19 protein-coding genes and 1 pseudogene are annotated in these 18542 nt (G+C 53.3%); all 20 read left to right on the top strand.

Translation table 11 applies throughout. The features are described 5' to 3' along the window. The first annotated feature begins 9 nt into the window (after positions 1–9). Positions 10–795, top strand: a complete 786-nt coding sequence (gene fliR, locus ACYQ8U_RS12275) for a flagellar biosynthetic protein FliR (protein WP_459945832.1) — start codon at positions 10–12, stop codon at positions 793–795. 86 nt (positions 796–881) lie between these two features. After that, positions 882–1952: a flagellar biosynthesis protein FlhB gene (flhB, locus tag ACYQ8U_RS12270; protein WP_459945831.1), complete on the top strand. Its 1071-nt coding sequence runs from the start codon at positions 882–884 to the stop codon at positions 1950–1952. Beyond that, positions 1952–4048 carry a flagellar biosynthesis protein FlhA gene (flhA, locus tag ACYQ8U_RS12265; protein ID WP_459945830.1) on the top strand — a complete coding sequence of 699 codons (2097 nt, stop codon included), beginning with the start codon at positions 1952–1954 and terminating at the stop codon, positions 4046–4048. The genes flhB and flhA overlap by 1 nt, the downstream gene beginning before the upstream one ends. Further along, positions 4038–5381 carry a flagellar biosynthesis GTPase FlhF gene (gene flhF, locus ACYQ8U_RS12260; protein ID WP_459945829.1) on the top strand — a complete coding sequence of 448 codons (1344 nt, stop codon included), beginning with the start codon at positions 4038–4040 and terminating at the stop codon, positions 5379–5381. Before flhA ends, flhF begins: the two co-directional genes overlap by 11 nt. Next, positions 5374–6273 (top strand): MinD/ParA family protein, encoded by a 900-nt coding sequence (locus ACYQ8U_RS12255; RefSeq protein WP_459945828.1) that lies wholly within the window; start codon positions 5374–5376, stop codon positions 6271–6273. Before flhF ends, ACYQ8U_RS12255 begins: the two co-directional genes overlap by 8 nt. A 6-nt stretch (positions 6274–6279) precedes the next feature. Next, the gene (locus ACYQ8U_RS12250; protein ID WP_459945827.1) at positions 6280–7011 is read left to right on the top strand and encodes a FliA/WhiG family RNA polymerase sigma factor; all 732 of its coding nucleotides are present in this window, start codon (positions 6280–6282) and stop codon (positions 7009–7011) included. Between the two features lie 16 nt (positions 7012–7027). Next, positions 7028–7468 (top strand): hypothetical protein, encoded by a 441-nt coding sequence (locus ACYQ8U_RS12245; RefSeq protein WP_459945826.1) that lies wholly within the window; start codon positions 7028–7030, stop codon positions 7466–7468. A gap of 74 nt (positions 7469–7542) precedes the next feature. Next, on the top strand, positions 7543–8292 hold the full coding sequence (gene flgF / locus ACYQ8U_RS12240; protein ID WP_459945825.1) for a flagellar basal-body rod protein FlgF: 750 nt from the start codon (positions 7543–7545) through the stop codon (positions 8290–8292). Positions 8293–8319: 27 nt separating this feature from the next. Further along, a complete protein-coding gene (flgG, locus tag ACYQ8U_RS12235) occupies positions 8320–9105 on the top strand; it encodes a flagellar basal-body rod protein FlgG (RefSeq protein ID WP_459945824.1) in 786 nt (261 codons plus the stop codon). A gap of 2 nt (positions 9106–9107) precedes the next feature. Continuing rightward, on the top strand, positions 9108–10055 hold the full coding sequence (gene flgA / locus ACYQ8U_RS12230; protein ID WP_459945823.1) for a flagellar basal body P-ring formation chaperone FlgA: 948 nt from the start codon (positions 9108–9110) through the stop codon (positions 10053–10055). Between the two features lie 13 nt (positions 10056–10068). Beyond that, a complete protein-coding gene (locus tag ACYQ8U_RS12225) occupies positions 10069–10755 on the top strand; it encodes a flagellar basal body L-ring protein FlgH (protein ID WP_459945822.1) in 687 nt (228 codons plus the stop codon). 128 nt (positions 10756–10883) lie between these two features. Further along, the gene (locus ACYQ8U_RS12220) at positions 10884–12005 is read left to right on the top strand and encodes a flagellar basal body P-ring protein FlgI (protein ID WP_459945930.1); all 1122 of its coding nucleotides are present in this window, start codon (positions 10884–10886) and stop codon (positions 12003–12005) included. Between the two features lie 17 nt (positions 12006–12022). Next, complete coding sequence (locus ACYQ8U_RS12215) at positions 12023–12334, top strand: rod-binding protein (protein ID WP_459945821.1); 312 nt, start codon at positions 12023–12025, stop codon at positions 12332–12334. Positions 12335–12640: 306 nt separating this feature from the next. Next, positions 12641–12928: a flagellar biosynthesis anti-sigma factor FlgM gene (gene flgM, locus ACYQ8U_RS12210; RefSeq protein WP_459945820.1), complete on the top strand. Its 288-nt coding sequence runs from the start codon at positions 12641–12643 to the stop codon at positions 12926–12928. Position 12929: 1 nt separating this feature from the next. Further along, positions 12930–13283 carry a flagellar protein FlgN gene (locus ACYQ8U_RS12205; protein WP_459945819.1) on the top strand — a complete coding sequence of 118 codons (354 nt, stop codon included), beginning with the start codon at positions 12930–12932 and terminating at the stop codon, positions 13281–13283. Between the two features lies 1 nt (position 13284). Then, the gene (gene flgK, locus ACYQ8U_RS12200; protein WP_459945818.1) at positions 13285–14733 is read left to right on the top strand and encodes a flagellar hook-associated protein FlgK; all 1449 of its coding nucleotides are present in this window, start codon (positions 13285–13287) and stop codon (positions 14731–14733) included. A gap of 22 nt (positions 14734–14755) precedes the next feature. Further along, complete coding sequence (gene flgL / locus ACYQ8U_RS12195) at positions 14756–16411, top strand: flagellar hook-associated protein FlgL (RefSeq protein WP_459945817.1); 1656 nt, start codon at positions 14756–14758, stop codon at positions 16409–16411. A 198-nt stretch (positions 16412–16609) separates the two neighbouring features. Continuing rightward, the gene (gene csrA / locus ACYQ8U_RS12190) at positions 16610–16852 is read left to right on the top strand and encodes a carbon storage regulator CsrA (protein ID WP_459945816.1); all 243 of its coding nucleotides are present in this window, start codon (positions 16610–16612) and stop codon (positions 16850–16852) included. Beyond that, entirely contained in the window at positions 16849–17268 is a 420-nt protein-coding gene (locus ACYQ8U_RS12185; RefSeq protein ID WP_459945815.1) for a flagellar assembly protein FliW, read from the top strand. The genes csrA and ACYQ8U_RS12185 overlap by 4 nt, the downstream gene beginning before the upstream one ends. Positions 17269–17529: 261 nt before the next feature. Continuing rightward, positions 17530–18480 (top strand): annotated as a pseudogene (locus ACYQ8U_RS12180) (flagellin N-terminal helical domain-containing protein); the annotation flags it as partial. Positions 18481–18542: the final 62 nt, after the last annotated feature.

Genomic DNA, 18542 nt, shown 5'->3' with positions numbered 1-18542 from the left:
TGGCCGAGTATGGATATCCAACTTCTCCCCGTTGAGCAGTTCCAGACCTTTCTGGTCGTGACCAGCAGAGTTGCCGGGTTCATTGGCGCCGTGCCGGTAATCGCCTCCGCCCAGACCCCCGGGCGCGTCAAGACGGCCATGACTGTGGCCATCTCGCTGGCGCTTTTTCCGGTCATGGCCGACGCCGTGCCGAAGGAGGTCGGCTTTGCCCCGCTGCCCTTCCTGCTGCTGCTGATTTCCGAACTCCTGTTAGGGTTGCTGCTCGGCCTCGTCGCCCGGCTCATTTTCACGGCGGTGGAGTTCGGCGCCACGGTCATCGGCTACCAGATGGGTTTTGCCGCAGCCAACGTCTTTGACCCGCAGAGTGAGCGGCAGGTTGCCCTTATCTCCCAATTTCAAAATGTTTTTGCCATTCTGATCTTCCTGGCCATTGACGGTCACCATCTCTTTTTGCGCACGGCGGTGCTGTCCTATGAGCTTCTACCACCCGGACAAATCGATTTTTCCGGCCAGGCGGTGCCCTTTCTCATGGAGCTCGCCTCGCATATGTTTGCCATCGGCGTGCAGTTCAGTGCCCCGGTTCTCGCGGTACTGCTCCTCTCGGGCCTGATCCTTGGCGTACTCGCCCGGGTATTTCCACAGCTGAATGTCTTTCTACTCTCCTTCCCCATCAACATCGGTGCCGCTTTTATTGTCATTGCTTTGACACTCAGCATGGTATCGGTTCTAATTAGACGGGAATTTGACATCCTTGGCGAACGTTTTATCCTCCTGCTGCAATATCTCAATCCATAGCACCGGGATATATTTTCCATTTCCCCGGGAGGCTGTCCGAAATGAGCAGGCAGGTTTCCTTTCATCTTTTCAGCAGGCGATAATCGATGGCAGAGGAAAGTTCCACAGGCGGCGAAAAAACCGAAGCACCGTCGGCAAAACGACGGGAAGATTTTCGTAAAAAGGGGCAGGTCGCCCAAAGCAAAGAGGTCCAGACCGCCTCTCTCTTTACAATCATCCTCCTCTTCTGGATTTTCTATCTCCCTACCTTCTGGAATGGCCTGACGGAACTGATATTTTTTATCTTTCAAACAAGCGGCGGCTATGAAATAACCCCCGCCTCTACCATCACCCTGGCGACTTTTCTTTTACAAAAACTCGGTTTGCTCATTGCGCCGCTCTTTCTGCTTGTTTTATTTATCGGCTTTTTCTCCAGTGTCTTCCAGTTCGGCTGGCTCCTGACCGCCAAACCTCTTTTGCCTGATTTTTCAAAACTCAATCCGATCACGGGTATGTCCCGGTTTTTCTCGAAAAAATCCTTTATAGAAGTGGTCAAATCGCTGTTGAAGGTGCTCCTGGTCGGTTGGTTCGCCTTTTCCACCGTCCTCGATAATTTTGCGGAAGCCCTGATACTCGTCGATACGCCAGTGAGCTCCACCGTGAGTTATCTCGGCAGAATTTCCGCGATTATCCTGGCGAAGGTATGCGCCGTGCTCATTCTCATCGCCTTTCTCGATTTTCTTTTCGTCAAATGGGAAATGGAGGAAAAAATGAAGATGACCAAACAGGAAGTAAAGGAGGAGTTCAAGGAGAGTGAAGGCGATCCCCATATCAAGGCCCAGATCCGTTCCATCCAGCAGCAGATGGCCCGAAAACGGATGATGGCGGAAGTGCCCCATGCCGATGTCATCGTCACCAACCCCACGCACATCTCCGTGGCCATTCGCTATGATGCCAAACAAATGGCGGCTCCGGTGATCATCGCCAAAGGCGCCGACCTGGTCGCCATGAAAATCCGAGAAATAGCCAGAACCCATGACATTCCCATTATCGAGAATCCGCCAGTGGCTCGATTATTGCATAAATTGGACTTAGGCGAACACATACCAGAGGATCTCTTTAAAGTTGTCGCGGAAATTCTCGCCCACGTTTATTCACTGAAAGGCAAGACGAACTGATGGAATTGACCAACATCCAAAGCACCCTGGCCGACCTGCGCTTCAAACAGCTTTTTGGCCGCAGTGACGTTGTCGCCGCCCTGGGTCTGGTGTCGATCCTGATGATCATGATCATTCCCCTGCCGTCGATCGTCCTCGATCTGTTTCTTTCGATGAATATTACCATTGCCCTGCTTATCCTGATCATCAGTCTCTACACGGTAAAGGCCACCGATTTTTCTATTTTCCCGTCGATTCTGTTGACCACCACTCTGTTCCGGCTGGCGCTGAACGTCGCCTCTACCCGGCTTATTCTCATCCACGGCGATGAAGGCCCGGGCGCTGCCGGTTCGGTCATCCAGTCCTTTGGCCAGTTCGTCGTCGGCGGCAACTATGTGGTCGGTATCGTCATCTTTGCCATCCTGGTACTCATCAACTTCATGGTCATCACCAAAGGTGCCGGTCGTGTCGCCGAGGTCGCCGCCCGGTTCACCCTCGACGCCATGCCGGGTAAACAGATGGCCATCGACGCGGACCTTAACGCCGGCCTGATCACCGAAGATGAGGCGAGAAGCCGCCGGGAGAATATTTCCAAGGAATCCAGTTTTCACGGGGCGATGGACGGTGCGTCGAAATTCGTCAAAGGCGATGCCATCGCCGGTATCATCATCACCTTTATCAATATCGGTGCCGGCTTTGTCATCGGCGTGGCCCAGAAAGGCATGCCGATGGCCGAAGCCGCCGCCAACTACACTATTTTGACGGTCGGTGACGGCCTTGTCGGCCAGATTCCGGCGCTGATCATCTCCACCGCCGCCGGTCTTCTGGTGACCCGCACCACCGGCGACAAGGATTTCGGCAGCGACATGCAGAGTCAGTTTTCTCTGAATACCGTGGCCCTGTGGGTGGTTTCCGGCATACTCTTGGTCTTCGCCCTGATCCCCGGGCTGCCCTTCTGGCCCTTCCTCATCCTGTCCATCGCCCTGGCAGCGCTTGCCTTCCACCTCGACCAGTCAAGAAAAATCGCGGCCGAAGTCATCGCCGAACACCCGGCGGAGATACCGGTGAAGCGTGAGGAAAACTATGAAGAGATGCTCAATGTCGACCTGCTGCAGCTGGAGGTCGGCTATGGTCTCATTCCCTTTGTCGATTCGGCCCAGGACGGGGAACTGCTCAACCGCATTCAATCGATTCGCAAACAGTTTGCCATGAATAACGGCTTCATTGTTCCGCCGGTGCATATTAAAGACAACCTGCAGCTGTCGCCCAACCAATACACCTTCTCCCTGAAAGGAGTAAAGGTAGCCGGATCGGATATCCTGCCCGGGCATTTCATGGCCATGGATCCCGGCATGGTCACGGAGAGGATGCAGGGCATCGCCACCACCGAACCCGCCTTTGGTCTGCCCGCCCTGTGGATCACCTCCGATAAAAAAGACCGGGCCCAGATTGCCGGCTACACGGTTGTTGACTGCACCACCGTCATGGCGACGCATATCAGTGAGATCATCAAGCAATACTCCCATGAGCTCATCGGTCGCCAGGAGGTTCAGGGTTTGCTTGACAATCTGGCTAATAGTTATCCGAAACTTATCGAGGAGCTGATACCCGGCGTGCTGTCTCTTGGAACCATCATGCGGGTGTTACAGAATCTGTTAAAAGAGGGCGTGTCGATCCGCGACCTGCGCACCATTCTGGAAACCATGGCCGACTGGGCGGCAACAACGCAGGATACGGACATCCTCACCGAATACGTTCGCCATGCCCTGGCCAGAACGATCAGCAGCGAACTGGCCGTTGACGGCGTCATTCCGGTGATCACCCTGGCAAAACCCGCCGAGGATGCCATCAGAAATGGCATACAGCACAAGGAAACCGGCAGCTACCTGTCGATAGATCCGGTCATTGCCCAGAGAATTCTTGATGGTATCGGCAAAGCGATCCAGCTGTTTGACGGCGGCAGCCGCCCGGCCCTGCTGTCAGCGCCGCAGATTCGCCCCTACGTGCGGAATTTGACCGAGAGATACTTCCCGACACTGACCATTCTCTCCCATAATGAAATTACGCCCAATCTGAAGATCAGATCCCTTGGCACGGTGAAACTCGATGCAAGTTAGAGTCTTTGAAGCGCTAGACATGGCCTCGGGCTTGAAAATAATCAAGCAGGAACTTGGTCCGGATGCCCTTATTCTGTCAACGAGGACGGTCAGAAACGGCAAGCTCGGCATCCTCGGTAAACCGATGCTGGAAATTACCGCGGCGGTCGATACGGATTTCCCCGAACGGGAGAAAAATGACCGCAGGTCCATCTCTCAACCGATGGCCCCGGCCCCCCCCGTCGGTAAACACCGCACGGGATTTCGTCAGGTCGTCGGCGATTCGGTGGCACGCTATCTCCACGCGGAAGATCCATCCCCTGCCGCCGCACAAGCGGCCGAGCACAACGCCAGGAAAACAACTGGCGCAAAAACCGACGATCACCGCCTGCAAAATGACGTCAACGAGCTGAAAGATCTGGTAAAAAATCTCGCCGGCCAGATCGGTCTGCTGACCGAACAAGAGGCGGGGGGCAAAGTACAAAAGAGCACCAGGCAAACCGGCCTCCAGGTCAAGGATATAGACTTTGCCAATCGACTCACCGGCAATGCCATCCATGGCGATCATATCCTCTCGCTGCTGACCGGCAGAGGCATAAACGTCGAAACATCGCGGACTATTACCGGTTTTCTCAGGCAGAGTCTCACCGAACAGGAACTGTGCGATCCGGCCAATGTGACCAATACCATCATCTCCACGATCACCGATCTCATCGAAGTGCAGCCGCCGGTCTTCGCCGCAGGGCAAGTGCAGCAGCGCATTGCCCTGGTCGGGCCAACCGGCGTCGGCAAAACGACCACCCTGGCCAAAATTGCCGCCTCGTACCTGGCCAGGCATTCCAACGCCATCGCCCTGATAACCATTGACACCTACCGGATTGCCGCCGTAGAGCAGCTCAAGGTCTACGGCGAAATAATGCGCCTGCCGGTCGATGTGGTCATCAGTCCGGAGCAGCTCGAACAGGCGATAGCCAGGCACAGTGACAAGGAGCTGATCCTTATCGATACGGCGGGCAGGAGCCCGCGGGACAGCTACTGCATCGATGAGCTGGCGCAATTCCTCAGACCCGACCGGCACATCGACAAGCATCTGGTGCTCTCGGCCGGAACGCGGGAAAATGAGCTTGTCGATACCATCGAACGTTTCAATAGCCTGGGCATCAGCAACACCATATTTACCAAAACAGATGAGTGCACCAACCTCGGCATACTCCTCAATATACAGATCCAGAACGCCAACTCGCTTTCGTACATTACCAACGGCCAGAGAGTTCCCGAAGACCTACTGGAAATTTCACCGAAAATTGTTGCAGAGTTGATCATGTCTCAAAATGAAGGATCCATGCATGACTAATACACCACGCTCGGCCGGAGATCAGGCAAAGACATTGCGCGATTTAAACGCTCTCCGCCCTGATACACAGTCGGCCGGCACCGAACCGGCAACCGCCGTTTATTCGATAACCAGCGGCAAAGGCGGTGTCGGCAAAACCGCGGTATGTGCCAATCTGGCCTATAATCTCGCCTCGATGGGCAAACGGGTGCTGATCCTCGATGCCGATCTTGGCCTGGCCAATATCGATGTCGTCTTCGGTCTTTCGCCTTCCTATAACATGAACCACTTTTTTACCGGGGAACGCGAACTGCAGGACATTATGGTCGATGGCCCTCTGGGTATCAAAATTCTGCCGGCCGGTTCCGGCATCCAGAATTTCACCCGCCTCAATTCCAATCAGAAGATGCGCCTGCTCGACGGCCTCGATGCCATGCACAACCATTTCGACTTTGTACTGATCGATACCGAAGCGGGAATCTCGGAGAATGTCACCTATTTCAACACCGCCGCCCAGGAAATACTGGTCGTGACGACGCCGGAACCGACGGCGATCACCGATGCCTATGCCTTGATGAAACTGCTGTCCACGCATTATCACGAGAAAAAATTCAATCTGGTGGTCAATCAGATCCGCACCGAAGACGACGCGCTCGATGTGTATCGTAAATTAACCATGGTGGCCAACAGGTATCTCGATATCTCCATTGACTACCTTGGTTCCATTCCGGAAGATCGACAGATGATCGATTCCATCAGAAAACAGAAGGTCATCAGCGAACTCAGCCCCGGATCGAAAATCACCGCCGCCTTTCGCCAGTTGGCCGGTCGCATCTGCTCCGAACCCTCGCAGACCTCGCCGAAAGGCAACCTGCAGTTTTTCTGGAAAAAGCTGCTCAACATCGGGGGCTAGGAGGAGATGCTTTACAATCAGCTTCCGCATACGGACGACAAATCAAAAATCATCCGCGATCATCTCTACCTGGTCGATATTCTCGTCGGCCGAATGGTCACCCAGGTGCCTTCATTCATGAATAAAGATGATATGAAGAGCGCCGGGATGCTCGGTCTGCTCGATGCGGCAAACAAATACGACGCCTCGAAAAACATCCTCTTCAAGACCTTTGCCGAGTATCGCATTCGCGGCGCCATTCTCGACGAGATGCGCAAGCTCGACTGGTTCTCCAGGTCGCTGCGCGATAAGCAAAACCGCATCGGCAGAACAATTATGGCTCTGGAGCTCAAACTTGGCCGAGATCCGGAGGAACATGAAGTGGCCACCGCCATGGACCTGTCCCTGGACGACTACCGCATAATGCTCGGCGAGGTCAGTCACCTCGGCTGCGTCAGTCTCAACGAGACCCTTGATAATTCCCAGGAGGGCAGTTCTTTTCTCGATTCCCTCATGGATGAACGAGCGGATATATCCCCCGGGGCAAGAATTGAAGGCCTGCAGCTCGCCGAAAAGGTCGCCGAGGTTCTCGCGCACGTGTCCGAGAAGGAACGGCTGGTCATCTCCCTGTACTATTATGAAGAATTGACCCAGAAAGAGATTGCCGAGGTAATGGAGCTGTCGGAAGGGCGCGTCTCCCAGCTGCACAGCCAGGCCCTGATCAAGCTGAAGACCAAACTCGAAGCACGGCTGTACTAAAGTTACTGGGGGAACTATGCAACAGGCTCACATGTCACTCTTTCTCCTTGGCATCCCGGCAGTGCTCTGCGTTGTGCTGCTGATCATGGTTCTCTTCATCCAAAAAACGAACAGGCTCCTCGCCCGGCAGTTGACCGAAATAACGGTCTCACTGGAACTGACCAGAAAACAACTTGGCGAACTCCAGGCCAGACAGGCAGAGAGCAAGGTGTTCCAAAACAATCTCCAGGCGGCGGAACTGACCACCAAATTGCAAAAACCCCGTCTCGACACACAACATAATGCAGCGGCCGGCACCCCTCCAGGGAAATACAGCAACATCCAGGCGCTGACCGACCAGGGCATGTCCGTAGAAGAAATTGCCGCCATCCTCGCCGTGTCAACCTATGAGGCCCAGCAACTGGTCACCCTGTCAAGGATTGCCCGGGGAAATTTCACCGGCAATATTACCGGCTGACAGTTAAGAAAACAGCCAGCCAACCGATAAGACCAGGAGACAACCTCTCAACTCGTCTTCTGAAGGAAACTATTATGGGATCAGGAAAATACAGCGCCCTTGCCGGAGCCATTTCAAGAGAACAGGCCATCGCCAATCTCAGCAACAATCTGGCCAACATCAGCACCAGCGGCTATAAAAAATCCAATATCAGCTTCGCATCCGTTCTGCAGGAAGAGACCCAGGTCAACGCGGCCAAGGGTCAGAACTACAGCCGGATCGGTAAAAACTACACCGATTTTTCCCCCGGCGCGATTCGCACTACGGAAAACCCTTTGGATTTGGCCATTCATGGCGAAGGATTCCTCAAGGTCCAGGGGCCGACAGGTGTTTTATATACCCGACGCGGCGATCTGGCCATTAATGCCGAAGGTCTCCTCACCACGAGTAACGGCCTGCCGATACTCGATAACGGCAACGGCCAGATCACCATCCCCGACACCGACACCAGCAAGGTAGCCATCGGCGACGAGGGAACTATTTATATCCTTGGCCCGCAAGGCACGAGAAGCGAAGTTGCCCAGCTGGCCGTAGTCGACATTGCCGACAGACAACAACTCACGCGGCAATCCGACACCACTTTTTCCCTGGAACAGGGGGCGCTGGAGACCCTCAGCGAAGACTCCCGTATCGTCCAGGGGGCGCTGGAGCTGTCGAACGTCGATATGGCTGAGGGCATGGCGAAAATGATCGATAACTACCGGACATTTGAAACCTATCACAAGGTGCTGAAAAGCTACTCGACCATCAGTGAGCAGCAGGAAGAATTGGGCACTCTGGGTTAACAAAATAATGAAAATAAGGAAACAACCATGATCCGATCACTTTGGACCGGCACAACAGGCATGCACAGTCAGCAGTTGAACATTGACGTCATTGCCAATAATCTGGCAAACGTCAGCACCACCGGCTTTAAGAAAAGCAAGGCCGATTTCCAGGATCTGCTCTACCAGACCATGAAGGTTCCCGGCAGTCAGACATCGGCGGACACCGAATCCCCCACCGGCATTCTCATCGGCTTAGGAGTAAAACCGGCCGCTGTCACCAAGGTTTTTTCCCAGGGCGATCTGATCCTTACCGAGAACGAACTGGACGTTGCCATCGAAGGCGATGGTTTTCTGCAGGTCGAGCTGCCGAACGGCAACACCAGCTACACCCGGGCCGGGGCAATGAAACGCGACAGCAACGGACGCCTGACCACCTCCGACGGCTATCCGATCCTTCCCGGAATTACCATCCCTGATGGTTCAATGCAGATCTCGATCGGTGAAACCGGCATAGTCAGTGCCATCATCGGGGACGATTCGGTCAGTACCGAACTCGGCACCATCGAACTGGCAACCTTTACCAACAACGCCGGGCTGTCGGCCATCGGCAAGAACCTCTTCGAAGAAACCACCGCCTCCGGCACCGCCCAGACCGGCACGCCCGGCGAGGACGGCTTCGGCACCCTGCTGCAGACCTACCTGGAGGGATCCAATGTCAACATCGTCGAAGAGCTGGCCAATATGATCACCACTCAACGGGCCTATGAAATTAATTCGAAGACCATCCAGACCTCGGATGAAATGATGCAAACCACCAACAACCTCGTCTAACCATGGAAAAGGTACTTGTACTACTCTGCCTGCTCGTCGGATTCGGACAAACGGCGGAAGCGCTGGAGATCACCTTTCAGCCGAGCAGCTCGGTTGATGCCTCGATCATCACTCTGGGCGACATTGCCCGCTTCGATGAGCAGACGGAAATGACCAGGGCGCTGGCCACCCTTACGGTCGGCCAGGCTTCAGCACCAGGTGAAAAAACGACGCTTTCTTCCCTCGGTATCAAGGACTCCCTCACCGCCATACATTCCCTGTCCGGGGAGATCGTCTGGTCCGGTTCGCCGACCGTCACCGTTCTCCGACGTGGCGAAAGCATTGGGCCGGAGAGAATAGAGACAATTATTGCTGAATATATCACAAGGAACAAAAACAATCTGCCCGAGGCGGAAATACGCTTTGTGCCGAGTTCTCTGCCGCTGCCGTTCATGCTGCCGACCGGCAATCTGTCGCATGAGGTCATCCCTTCAAACCCGGATATTCTTGGTAGTTCACGTTTTTCGATAATTTTCAGAATTGACGGCAACGTCGTCAAAAACATGTCGGTGCGCGGCAATATCGAAGCCCTGGCCCATGTGGTTATCTCTGCCGGACCTTTGAAAAAAGGCGAAATCCTCCGTCCACAGCATCTCAGCACGGCAATGATGGATATAAGTGCATTAGACAATGCCGGAATGGCAATGGAAGATTTTGTCGGCAAGAAACTGACCAGAAGTCTGCGGGCCGGTTCGCCCATCCTTTTTTCCATGGTTGAAGCCCTGCCGGTCGTACAGCGCGGGGAACGGGTAAAGATTGTCGTCAATTCCGGGGCGCTGCATGTGACGGCGACAGGCCTGGCGCACAGTGACGGCATCATGCATCAAATGATTCGCGTGCAGAATATCAACTCGAATAAAATTATCTACTGCCGGGTGGCTGCCCCCGGTCTGGTGGAGGTAATGCTCTGAAATGATACATCTAATGAGAAATATTTTGTGCACCCTGCTGCTCATCCAGCTCACCTCCTGTGCGTCCACGCAGCAGTCGATAATCTCTATTCAGGAGCCTCTTGAAGAGATCCATGACGCTGAACCGGTTATCCACGAAGCCGGCTCGCTCTGGCAGCAGGGTGAACATTCGATGTTTTCGGATCGTAAAGCCCGAGAAGTCGGAGATATAGTTACCGTCATTATATCCGAAAAAGCCAGTGCGTCCAAACAGGCATCGACCTCAACGGACCGGTCATCAAGCATATCGGCAGCGATACCCAATTTTTTCGGGTTGGAAAACAGTGATGTCTTTTCCGGTGAGACGCCATCAGTCGATCTTAACAACCTGGTCAATGCCGAATTTTCCAACGGCTTTGATGGGGCGGGTTCGACCACCAGAAAGGAAGATTTGAGTGCCTATCTCACCACCCAGGTTGTCGAGCGTTACCCGAACGGACAGCTGAAAATTCGCGGCGGCAAGGAAGTTATGGTCAACAATGAGGTGCAGATTATTTATCTGACAGGCATTGTCAGGCCGGTTGATGTCACGGCGGCGAATACCGTCAGTTCGGCTAAAATTCTCAACGCCAGAATCAGTTACACCGGCAAAGGCTCGATCAGCGACAAACAGAAACCGGGCTGGGCTATGCGCGTTCTCGATAATGTCTGGCCGTTTTAGTACCTTACAGATTGTTTCTTGCAAAAAAACAAGAAACAATCTGTAAGGTACTTATCCCCGTGCTTTGCGGGGATTAAAAAATGGGCTATCTGCTACGTCGCAAAAATCTCTATCACACCGGTATTTACATGAAATTCCGAATTACTCTTATCATCTTTCTCGGCTTTTTCTCATTGCTGACCGGCGTTACTACCGAGGCGGCAAGGGTCAAAGACCTTGCTCAGCTGCATGGCGTACGCTCCAATCAGCTTTTGGGCTATGGCCTGGTCTCCGGCTTGAATGGCACCGGCGACGACATGAAAAAATCGGTATTTACCCTGCAGGCCATCTATAACATGATGACCAGACAGGGGATTACCATCAACCCCGACAATATCAATGACATCAAGGTCAAAAACGTCGCGGCGGTTATGGTGACGGCTTCTCTGCCGCCGTTTGCCAAATCAGGGTCGACCCTCGATATTCAGGTCTCCTCGATGGGCGACTCCAAAAGTCTGGCCGGCGGGACCCTGCTCATGACCCCGCTGGTTGGTCCGGATGGGAATGTCTATGCTGTTGCCCAGGGACCTCTTACCCTTGGGGCTTTTTCCTTTGGCGGCAAGGCGGCCCAGGTACAAAAAAATCATCCTACCGTTGGGCGCATTGCCGGCGGGGCAATTATCGAAAGATCCGTTCCGGTTACCCTCGGCGGCGATGGTCATCTGCAGTATCAAATACGCGATGCCGATTTTACCACCGCCTCGAACATGGCCGAATCAATGAATAGAACGTTCGGTCCAGGCACCGCCTTCCCGGACAGCCCGGGAACAATCGACGTGACTATCCCCAGGGCGTACAAAGACAGGCTCATCGATTTCATTGCCGCGGTGGAAGTACTCGAGGTCAATGCCGATACCACCGCCAAGGTGGTCGTCAACGAACGGACCGGCACCATTGTCATGGGCAAGGATATCCGACTGTCGACGGTGGCTGTCTCGCACGGCAACCTCAGCCTGATCATCCGCGACGACTACAATGTATCGCAGCCCAATCCGTTTGGCGAAGGGGACACCATGGTTACCCCCCAGACAGATATTTCGGTGGTTGAAGACGATGGCCAGCTGGTCCTGCTCGACATGCAGAAAGGCGTGTCCATCGGCGAGATTGCCAGTGCGCTCAACGCCATCGGCGCCACACCGCGGGATCTGATAGCTATTTTCCAGGCCATCAAGGCTTCCGGCTCGCTGTATGGTGAGCTGATTATTCTCTAAGCAAAGGTACAATTTCTATGGACTTGAAGATCGATCCACGCATCCTGACCAGCCCGTCCACCCAGCCAAATATCAACAGAAAGACCAAAGATCTCGAATCGCTGCGGGAATCGAGCCGGGAATTCGAGACGCTCTTTGTCATGGAAATGTTTAAAGCGATGCGTAAGGCCGTTCCGGAAGGCGGCCTCTTTGAAAAAAGCCAATCCACGGAGATATTCACGGAAATGCTCGATATGGAGACCGCCAAAGCCACCACCCAGGGTAAAGGATTAGGCATCGCCGAGGCGATGTATAATCAGATGGCCAAACTGGTCGATATGAAGAAATGATGGTTTATTAACACCAATAACAAGTAGTCGCATCATCTCCTTCGTATCGATCCGCTCTTTTCTGCAATTCAATTTTTCTACCCAGCGTGTTTTTTCTATCCTCATGAGGTGCTTTATCCAGTACCCTGAGACAGATTGTTTTCTTGCAAAAAAACCAAAAAATAATCTGTGTTCCACTAAAGTTTCTTCACCCTGCAGCCGATAAAAAACACAGGAAGAAAAGTAATCGTCAAAAGGATATATGAGAAAATTCGTTGATTGGGCAGGTGATGCACAGAGCCCACAATCAAACATTTAGGTGAAGTTATGAGCGTAGAATTTTTCGGAGTCGGTGGACCGGGACAGATAGGCAATCTTAAACAAACGCCAAAGGTTCAGGCCGACAAAAAAGCGGAAGGGGCGGCACAGGACAAGGTGCAGTTTTCGTCCGTCCTGCAGGATGTCAACAAGGCAAAAGCGACGACACAAAGTGGTGATGCCGAACGGACCGAACGTATCCAGCAGCTCAAGGCCCAGATCAAGGACGATTCTTATGAGCCCGATCTCAAAAAAGTTTCCGCCTCGCTGCTGCAATTTCTAGTCGAAGGGAAATAACATGGAAGCCAGAACCACGCACGAATATCTTGTTCGTCTGCGCGACATCATTTTTGAAGAAAGAGAGTGCGCCAAGGCACTCGATATGCAGGGAATGATCGTGGCCATGAATGCCAAGGAAGAGCTTGTGAAGGTGCTGGCCCATGTCAAGGTTATCGACGAGCAGGACAAACCTATCGCCGGGCAGATCCGCGAAGAAAATCGCCGCAACGCCTTCCTCTTTAAATCAACCCTCGGCTGGATCAGGCAGACCATGGAATTCTTCGGCCAAAAAAGCGTCACCTCCACCTATTCCGCATCGGCCTGCACGGTTGCCTCACAGGTAAACGGTCGGCTGCTGTCAGGGAAGATTTGATATGGCCGGTCTCTTTAACGCACTGAACGCGGCCAGGACATCTCTTGAGGTCAACCAGAAATCGATAGAGATCGTCGGCAATAATATATCCAACTTGAATACCGACGGGTATTCCCGGCAGAAAGCCATATTTGCGACCTACCCGGCGATGAATTTCGGCGATTTTTTCATCGGTCAGGGGGTGAAGATTTCCGATGTCAGCCGTGACCACGATGTCTTCATCGATCAGCAGATCAAACAAAAAGCTGTCGACTTCGGTCTGCAAGATGCCTTGACCCGGCCGCTGTCCGAACTGGAACGGATTTTCAACATCACCGAAGACAATATCTCCACCGACATCGATAACTTTTTTGACTCCCTGCAGGAACTCTCCACCGACCCCAGCGACCTGGTGCAGCGCAACAACGTCATCCTCCAGGGCGAAGTACTGGCAACCAGCTTCAACAACACCGTCAACGAGCTGAATTCCATCAAGGAAAACATCAACGATACCATCCTCTCGAAACTTGATGCGGTGAATTCGCAGATCCAGGAGATAGCCGACCTCAACGACCGGATTTACAGTATCGAGATCCATGGCCAGACGGCAAACAGCGCCCGGGATCAGCGGGACATGGTGGCAAAAAGCCTGGCCCAGACCCTCGGCGCGCAATCCTACGAGAATGCCAACGGCATGCTCTCGGTCGCCCTGCCCGGCGGCATGCCGCTGGTGCAAGGCAATATGGCCATGACCATCAGCGCCGATGTCTCCGGAGTGGACCTGAGCCTGAAACTGACCGCCGGCGGCGTTACCAGGGATCTGGAACTGCGTAATATGGGCGGTGAGTTCCAGGGCCTGCTGGATATACGCGACAATTTTCTCCCGGAACTCAACGCCGATCTGGATAAACTCGCCTATGAGCTGAGCACGCAGATCAATCTGCAGCACCAGGCCGGCGGCGCGCTCGACTCCAGTACCGGCAATCTCTTTTTCAGCATACCGCCGAACTATGTCGCCTCCCCGCCCGGACCAGCGCCAACGGCTGCGGAATATGCCGGGGCAGCACGGCAGATGAGTGTGGTCATAACCGATCCCTCGAAAATCGCCGCAGGTGGTGCCCCCGCTGCCGGCCCCCCACCCGGCGCAGTCGCTCCCGGTGATAACAGCAATGCGCTGACCCTGTCAAACATCGGCGACAATTATCTCATCGGCGGCGTTGATAATTTCAACTCACTTTACGGCAAGGTGGCCGCCAAGGTGGGTGCAGAAAGCAATCAGAACCAGCTGTCCCTGAAAGGCGCGCAGGATGCTCTAGTGCAACTGGAGAACTTCCGTGACGGCCTGGTCGGCGTTTCGCTTGAAGAAGAAATGATCAGCCTGATCCAGTTTCAGCGCGGCTTTGAGTCATCGGCCAAGTTCCTCTCGACCGTCGATGAGATGATGTCAACGATCTTGAACATCAAAAGATAACAGTGTCTAAAGCAGGTGCCCCATGAAAGTAACAGACAACTCAACCTACCGGTTAATGCAGACCAATCTCGACAGAATCACCAACGATCTGCTTGTTCTGCGCACCCAGGGCGCCACCGGCCTGAAGTTGAACAAACCTTCCGATGACCCAGGGGCAATCCAACCGGTACTCACCACCAGAACCCAGCTGCAGCAGACCGAGCGATTTCTTGAAACCATGGGACAGGTCAGTGATCAAATGGCGGCAACCGATGGCCATTTGTCCCAGGTCGAGAATATACTCGTTCGTGTCAAGGAAATTGCTCTACATTCCGTCAACAGCGCCTTAGGTCAAAGTGATCTGGCCGCTCTGGCCGATGAAGTAGCCGAATTAAAAAATGAACTGCTTGACACGGCCAACGCCGTCGTCAACGGCAAATATATCTTTGCCGGGTATCAGCAAACAACCAAACCGTTCAGCGTTAACCCCGACTACAACCCTGAGAGCTATGATCCCGGAAATGTAGCGACCTGGCCATATCATTATCACGGTGACAACAATCCTACACGGCTGGAGATTACACCCGGCGAAGGCATCGAAACAACACTGACCGGCAATGAAGTCTTTTTCGGAATCACCAACGAAATCGCCGCCACCGGGTACGCCAATCCGTACCAGGGGGAAACCATGACGTCCGGGCCTCTTGTGCCTGGGCCTTTTGCTGACGACATTACGCTTACCGATGGGCTTACCCCTCCGGTATTGAACCATACCATCCCCGGGGCCGATTTCGTAGCCCTCCCCGGTGAAACTAATTATGCCGGAAATGTGGCGGCCAGGCTTTTCAGTGCGGCAGGGACAGGCCTTACCGCTACGGCCAATGCAGCCGTTGCTGATCTCGGCCCACTGTCACTGACCGGTTTCGACAGTATCGAAGGGGACATATACCATCTTACTATCACTTCCGGCGGCACACCTGTAGCGGTGCAGCTCGATGGCTCTACAGGCTACAGTCTTGACGGATTGGCCTCCGCTCTGGCCAACAGCGTACCGACGCCGACACATCTCACGACGACAAGCGGTACCCTGGCAAACGGTGTCACCTACGATATCTCCAGTGGTTCTCTGGTGCTCACCGGCCCGGCCGACGGGTCGGAAATCATCCTGGCGGAATCAATTACCGACAATGGCATTGCAGGCACATCCGGCGGTATCAGCGGCGGTGACCAGACCGTTTACGGGACCTTTACTATCGCGCCGAACTCGCCGACGGATGTCATGATTACTGGTGCAAGCCTGGGCGATGTCGGCCTCACCGCCAACACCCTCAATGGCGCTTCAGGACGGATTGATCTTTTTACCATACTCACCCGTACGGAAGAGGCCATTCGCGCCGGGAATGTCGGCAATATCACTGGCACCGGAGGCTCAATCCAGGCCCAGATCAAAAATTTGGAAATTGCCGCCGACCAGAACCGGAGCCAGCGCGGCACCCTGGGCGCCCGGGCGCAGCGCATTGATTCAGCAATGGCACATCAGGAAGATGCCCAGATTGACCTTAAACAGATTCTTTCACGTTATCAAGATGCGGATATGGTAGAGGTTTTTAATGATATATCCCAGAAAGAAACGGCTTTCCAGGCAGCCCTCAACATAACGGCCAGGGTTTCACAGATTTCAATTCTTGATTATTTTTAGGAACCGTTACCAAACAGACAGACCATTTTATTCCATTTCGTTACCGATCCTTATGCCGTTCCGAATACTACCCTGGCCATGTTACTTTTTGACAAGGGCTTACCCACCGATTACAATCGTCTATTCGGTTTATTATGAAAAAATCCCATTCCCTGCTTGCACCATATGGCGAAAGACGCCCTTATTACGGAGCCAAACATGCTGGTCCTTACCAGAAAAATCGGTGAAGGCATTGTCATCGGTGACGATGTTACAATTACCATTGTAGAAATGAAGGGAGGCAATGTCCGAATAGGTATTGACGCTCCTCGGGATAAAAAGATCTATCGTCAGGAAATTTTTGATCGTATCGCTCTGGAAAATCGTGATGCGGCAAACTGGGATATGACCGATCTTGATAAAATTAGCGACAACCTAACCGTGGGAAAAAAGAAAAAATGAAAAAGATCAATACTCGATTCGGTGAAGTAGAATACGATCCGGAAAACCTGCTCCATTTCCCTGCCGGATTGATCGGCTTGCCGAATCTGCACCATTTCATTGTCATGCCCAACAAAAAAAAAGGCCCGCTGTTCTGGATTCAGAGTGTTGACGACCCGGACATAGCCTTTGTCCTGACTGATCCGACCAATTTCTTTCTTGATTATCAATTAACGCCGGAGGACTTTGAACGACAGAGCCTGCAGCTTGATAAAAGTGATGACTGTTTCATCCTCAGTGTCGTCACTGTCCCGTCCGATCAGAAAATTACCTTGAATCTCGCCGCCCCGATACTTTTTGCGCCGAAAACAAACAGGGCGATTCAGGTTATCGTCGAAAACAGCAACTATTCCTCAAAGACCCCCCTGCCCCAATAGTCCTGGCAATAAGGTGCCAAAGATTGACATGCGGCGTATCAGAAGTTGCCTACCCATACGCCACATGGGTAGGCAACCACCCTGCGCCGCAGTAAATCCTCTCGTTTTCCTGTTCTTTCCTTCCACTCGATTTTTTTCCTAAAGAATAGCTCTCAGCACGACGACAAGTAACTAACCTGCGAGGTACACCAGAAAGAGACATTACGTTTGTAACATGATTGACAACGACGCCGAAACACCCCTTCACGGAGGATTTAAACAATGGCACTAACAATCAATACAAACGTCGCATCACTGAACGCCCAAAGAAATCTTGGTAAATCGCAAAACGATCTTTCCCGCTCGATGGAGCGGCTGTCGTCCGGTCTCAGGATCAACTCGGCCAAGGACGACGCCGCCGGCCTGGCCATTTCCGATCGCATGACCTCGCAGATACGCGGGCTTAACCAGGCGGCGAGAAATGCCAACGACGGGATCTCCATGGCCCAGACGGCCGAAGGCGCCCTTCAAGAAACCACCAATATCCTGCAAAGGATGCGTGAGCTGGCCATCCAGTCGGCCAACGATACCAACAGCGCCTCGGATCGTGCCTCCCTCCAGGCTGAAGTCAACCAGCTGCAGCAAGAGATGAGCAGGATTGCAACCAGTACTTCTTTTAACGGCCAGAATGTCCTCGACGGCACACTGAACAATGCCCAGTTCCAGGTAGGCGCCAATGCCAACGAAACAATTTCCTTTTCTATCCCTTCTGCCAGATCCATCGAACTTGGCAACCACTTATTGACCTCAAGCAATGACACGGCAAACGGAATTGAAGGTGCAACTACGGCTGCAACAGCCGTTGCCAGTGCAACCGCCGGTAATAATGTTGGCGCTCAAATCCTGAGCATATTCGGCCCGGAAAGCACATTAGCTTCAGAGGTCACAGTAGAGGAAAACGACAGCGCCAAACAGATTGTTGATAAAATCAATATCGTTTCTACAGCCACCGGCGTAACTGCCGAAGCCATTACTACCGCCACTCTTTCCGGGATTGGTACAGCAGGAATTGTATCTTTTGACCTTGCGGGTACCAATGCATCTGCAGGTGATGAAATCCCGGTCAGCGCCCTGGTAGAGGCCGATAACCTTTCTGCTCTCGCCACAGCTATAAATGATCAAACAGGCAATACCGGTATCACTGCCAGTCTCAGTGGCGACAAAAAGGAAATTACCTTAACCCAGGCGTCCGGCTTTGATATCAAAATCAGCTCCTATACCCATAGTGTTGGTGC

The organism is Desulfocastanea catecholica (assembly GCF_054657295.1).
Note: the sequence above shows the minus strand (reverse complement) of the source record. Positions and strands in the feature narration are given on the sequence as shown.

Bases quoted from the DNA above. Each gene is read 5' to 3' on its own strand.
- fliR (WP_459945832.1), top strand. From the start codon at position 10: ATGGATATCCAACTTCTCCCCGTTGAGCAGTTCCAGACCTTTCTGGTC.
- flhB (WP_459945831.1), top strand. From the start codon at position 882: ATGGCAGAGGAAAGTTCCACAGGCGGCGAAAAAACCGAAGCACCGTCG.
- flhA (WP_459945830.1), top strand. From the start codon at position 1,952: ATGGAATTGACCAACATCCAAAGCACCCTGGCCGACCTGCGCTTCAAA.
- flhF (WP_459945829.1), top strand. From the start codon at position 4,038: ATGCAAGTTAGAGTCTTTGAAGCGCTAGACATGGCCTCGGGCTTGAAA.
- ACYQ8U_RS12255 (WP_459945828.1), top strand. From the start codon at position 5,374: ATGACTAATACACCACGCTCGGCCGGAGATCAGGCAAAGACATTGCGC.
- ACYQ8U_RS12250 (WP_459945827.1), top strand. From the start codon at position 6,280: ATGCTTTACAATCAGCTTCCGCATACGGACGACAAATCAAAAATCATC.
- ACYQ8U_RS12245 (WP_459945826.1), top strand. From the start codon at position 7,028: ATGCAACAGGCTCACATGTCACTCTTTCTCCTTGGCATCCCGGCAGTG.
- flgF (WP_459945825.1), top strand. From the start codon at position 7,543: ATGGGATCAGGAAAATACAGCGCCCTTGCCGGAGCCATTTCAAGAGAA.
- flgG (WP_459945824.1), top strand. From the start codon at position 8,320: ATGATCCGATCACTTTGGACCGGCACAACAGGCATGCACAGTCAGCAG.
- flgA (WP_459945823.1), top strand. From the start codon at position 9,108: ATGGAAAAGGTACTTGTACTACTCTGCCTGCTCGTCGGATTCGGACAA.
- ACYQ8U_RS12225 (WP_459945822.1), top strand. From the start codon at position 10,069: ATGAGAAATATTTTGTGCACCCTGCTGCTCATCCAGCTCACCTCCTGT.
- ACYQ8U_RS12220 (WP_459945930.1), top strand. From the start codon at position 10,884: ATGAAATTCCGAATTACTCTTATCATCTTTCTCGGCTTTTTCTCATTG.
- ACYQ8U_RS12215 (WP_459945821.1), top strand. From the start codon at position 12,023: ATGGACTTGAAGATCGATCCACGCATCCTGACCAGCCCGTCCACCCAG.
- flgM (WP_459945820.1), top strand. From the start codon at position 12,641: ATGAGCGTAGAATTTTTCGGAGTCGGTGGACCGGGACAGATAGGCAAT.
- ACYQ8U_RS12205 (WP_459945819.1), top strand. From the start codon at position 12,930: ATGGAAGCCAGAACCACGCACGAATATCTTGTTCGTCTGCGCGACATC.
- flgK (WP_459945818.1), top strand. From the start codon at position 13,285: ATGGCCGGTCTCTTTAACGCACTGAACGCGGCCAGGACATCTCTTGAG.
- flgL (WP_459945817.1), top strand. From the start codon at position 14,756: ATGAAAGTAACAGACAACTCAACCTACCGGTTAATGCAGACCAATCTC.
- csrA (WP_459945816.1), top strand. From the start codon at position 16,610: ATGCTGGTCCTTACCAGAAAAATCGGTGAAGGCATTGTCATCGGTGAC.
- ACYQ8U_RS12185 (WP_459945815.1), top strand. From the start codon at position 16,849: ATGAAAAAGATCAATACTCGATTCGGTGAAGTAGAATACGATCCGGAA.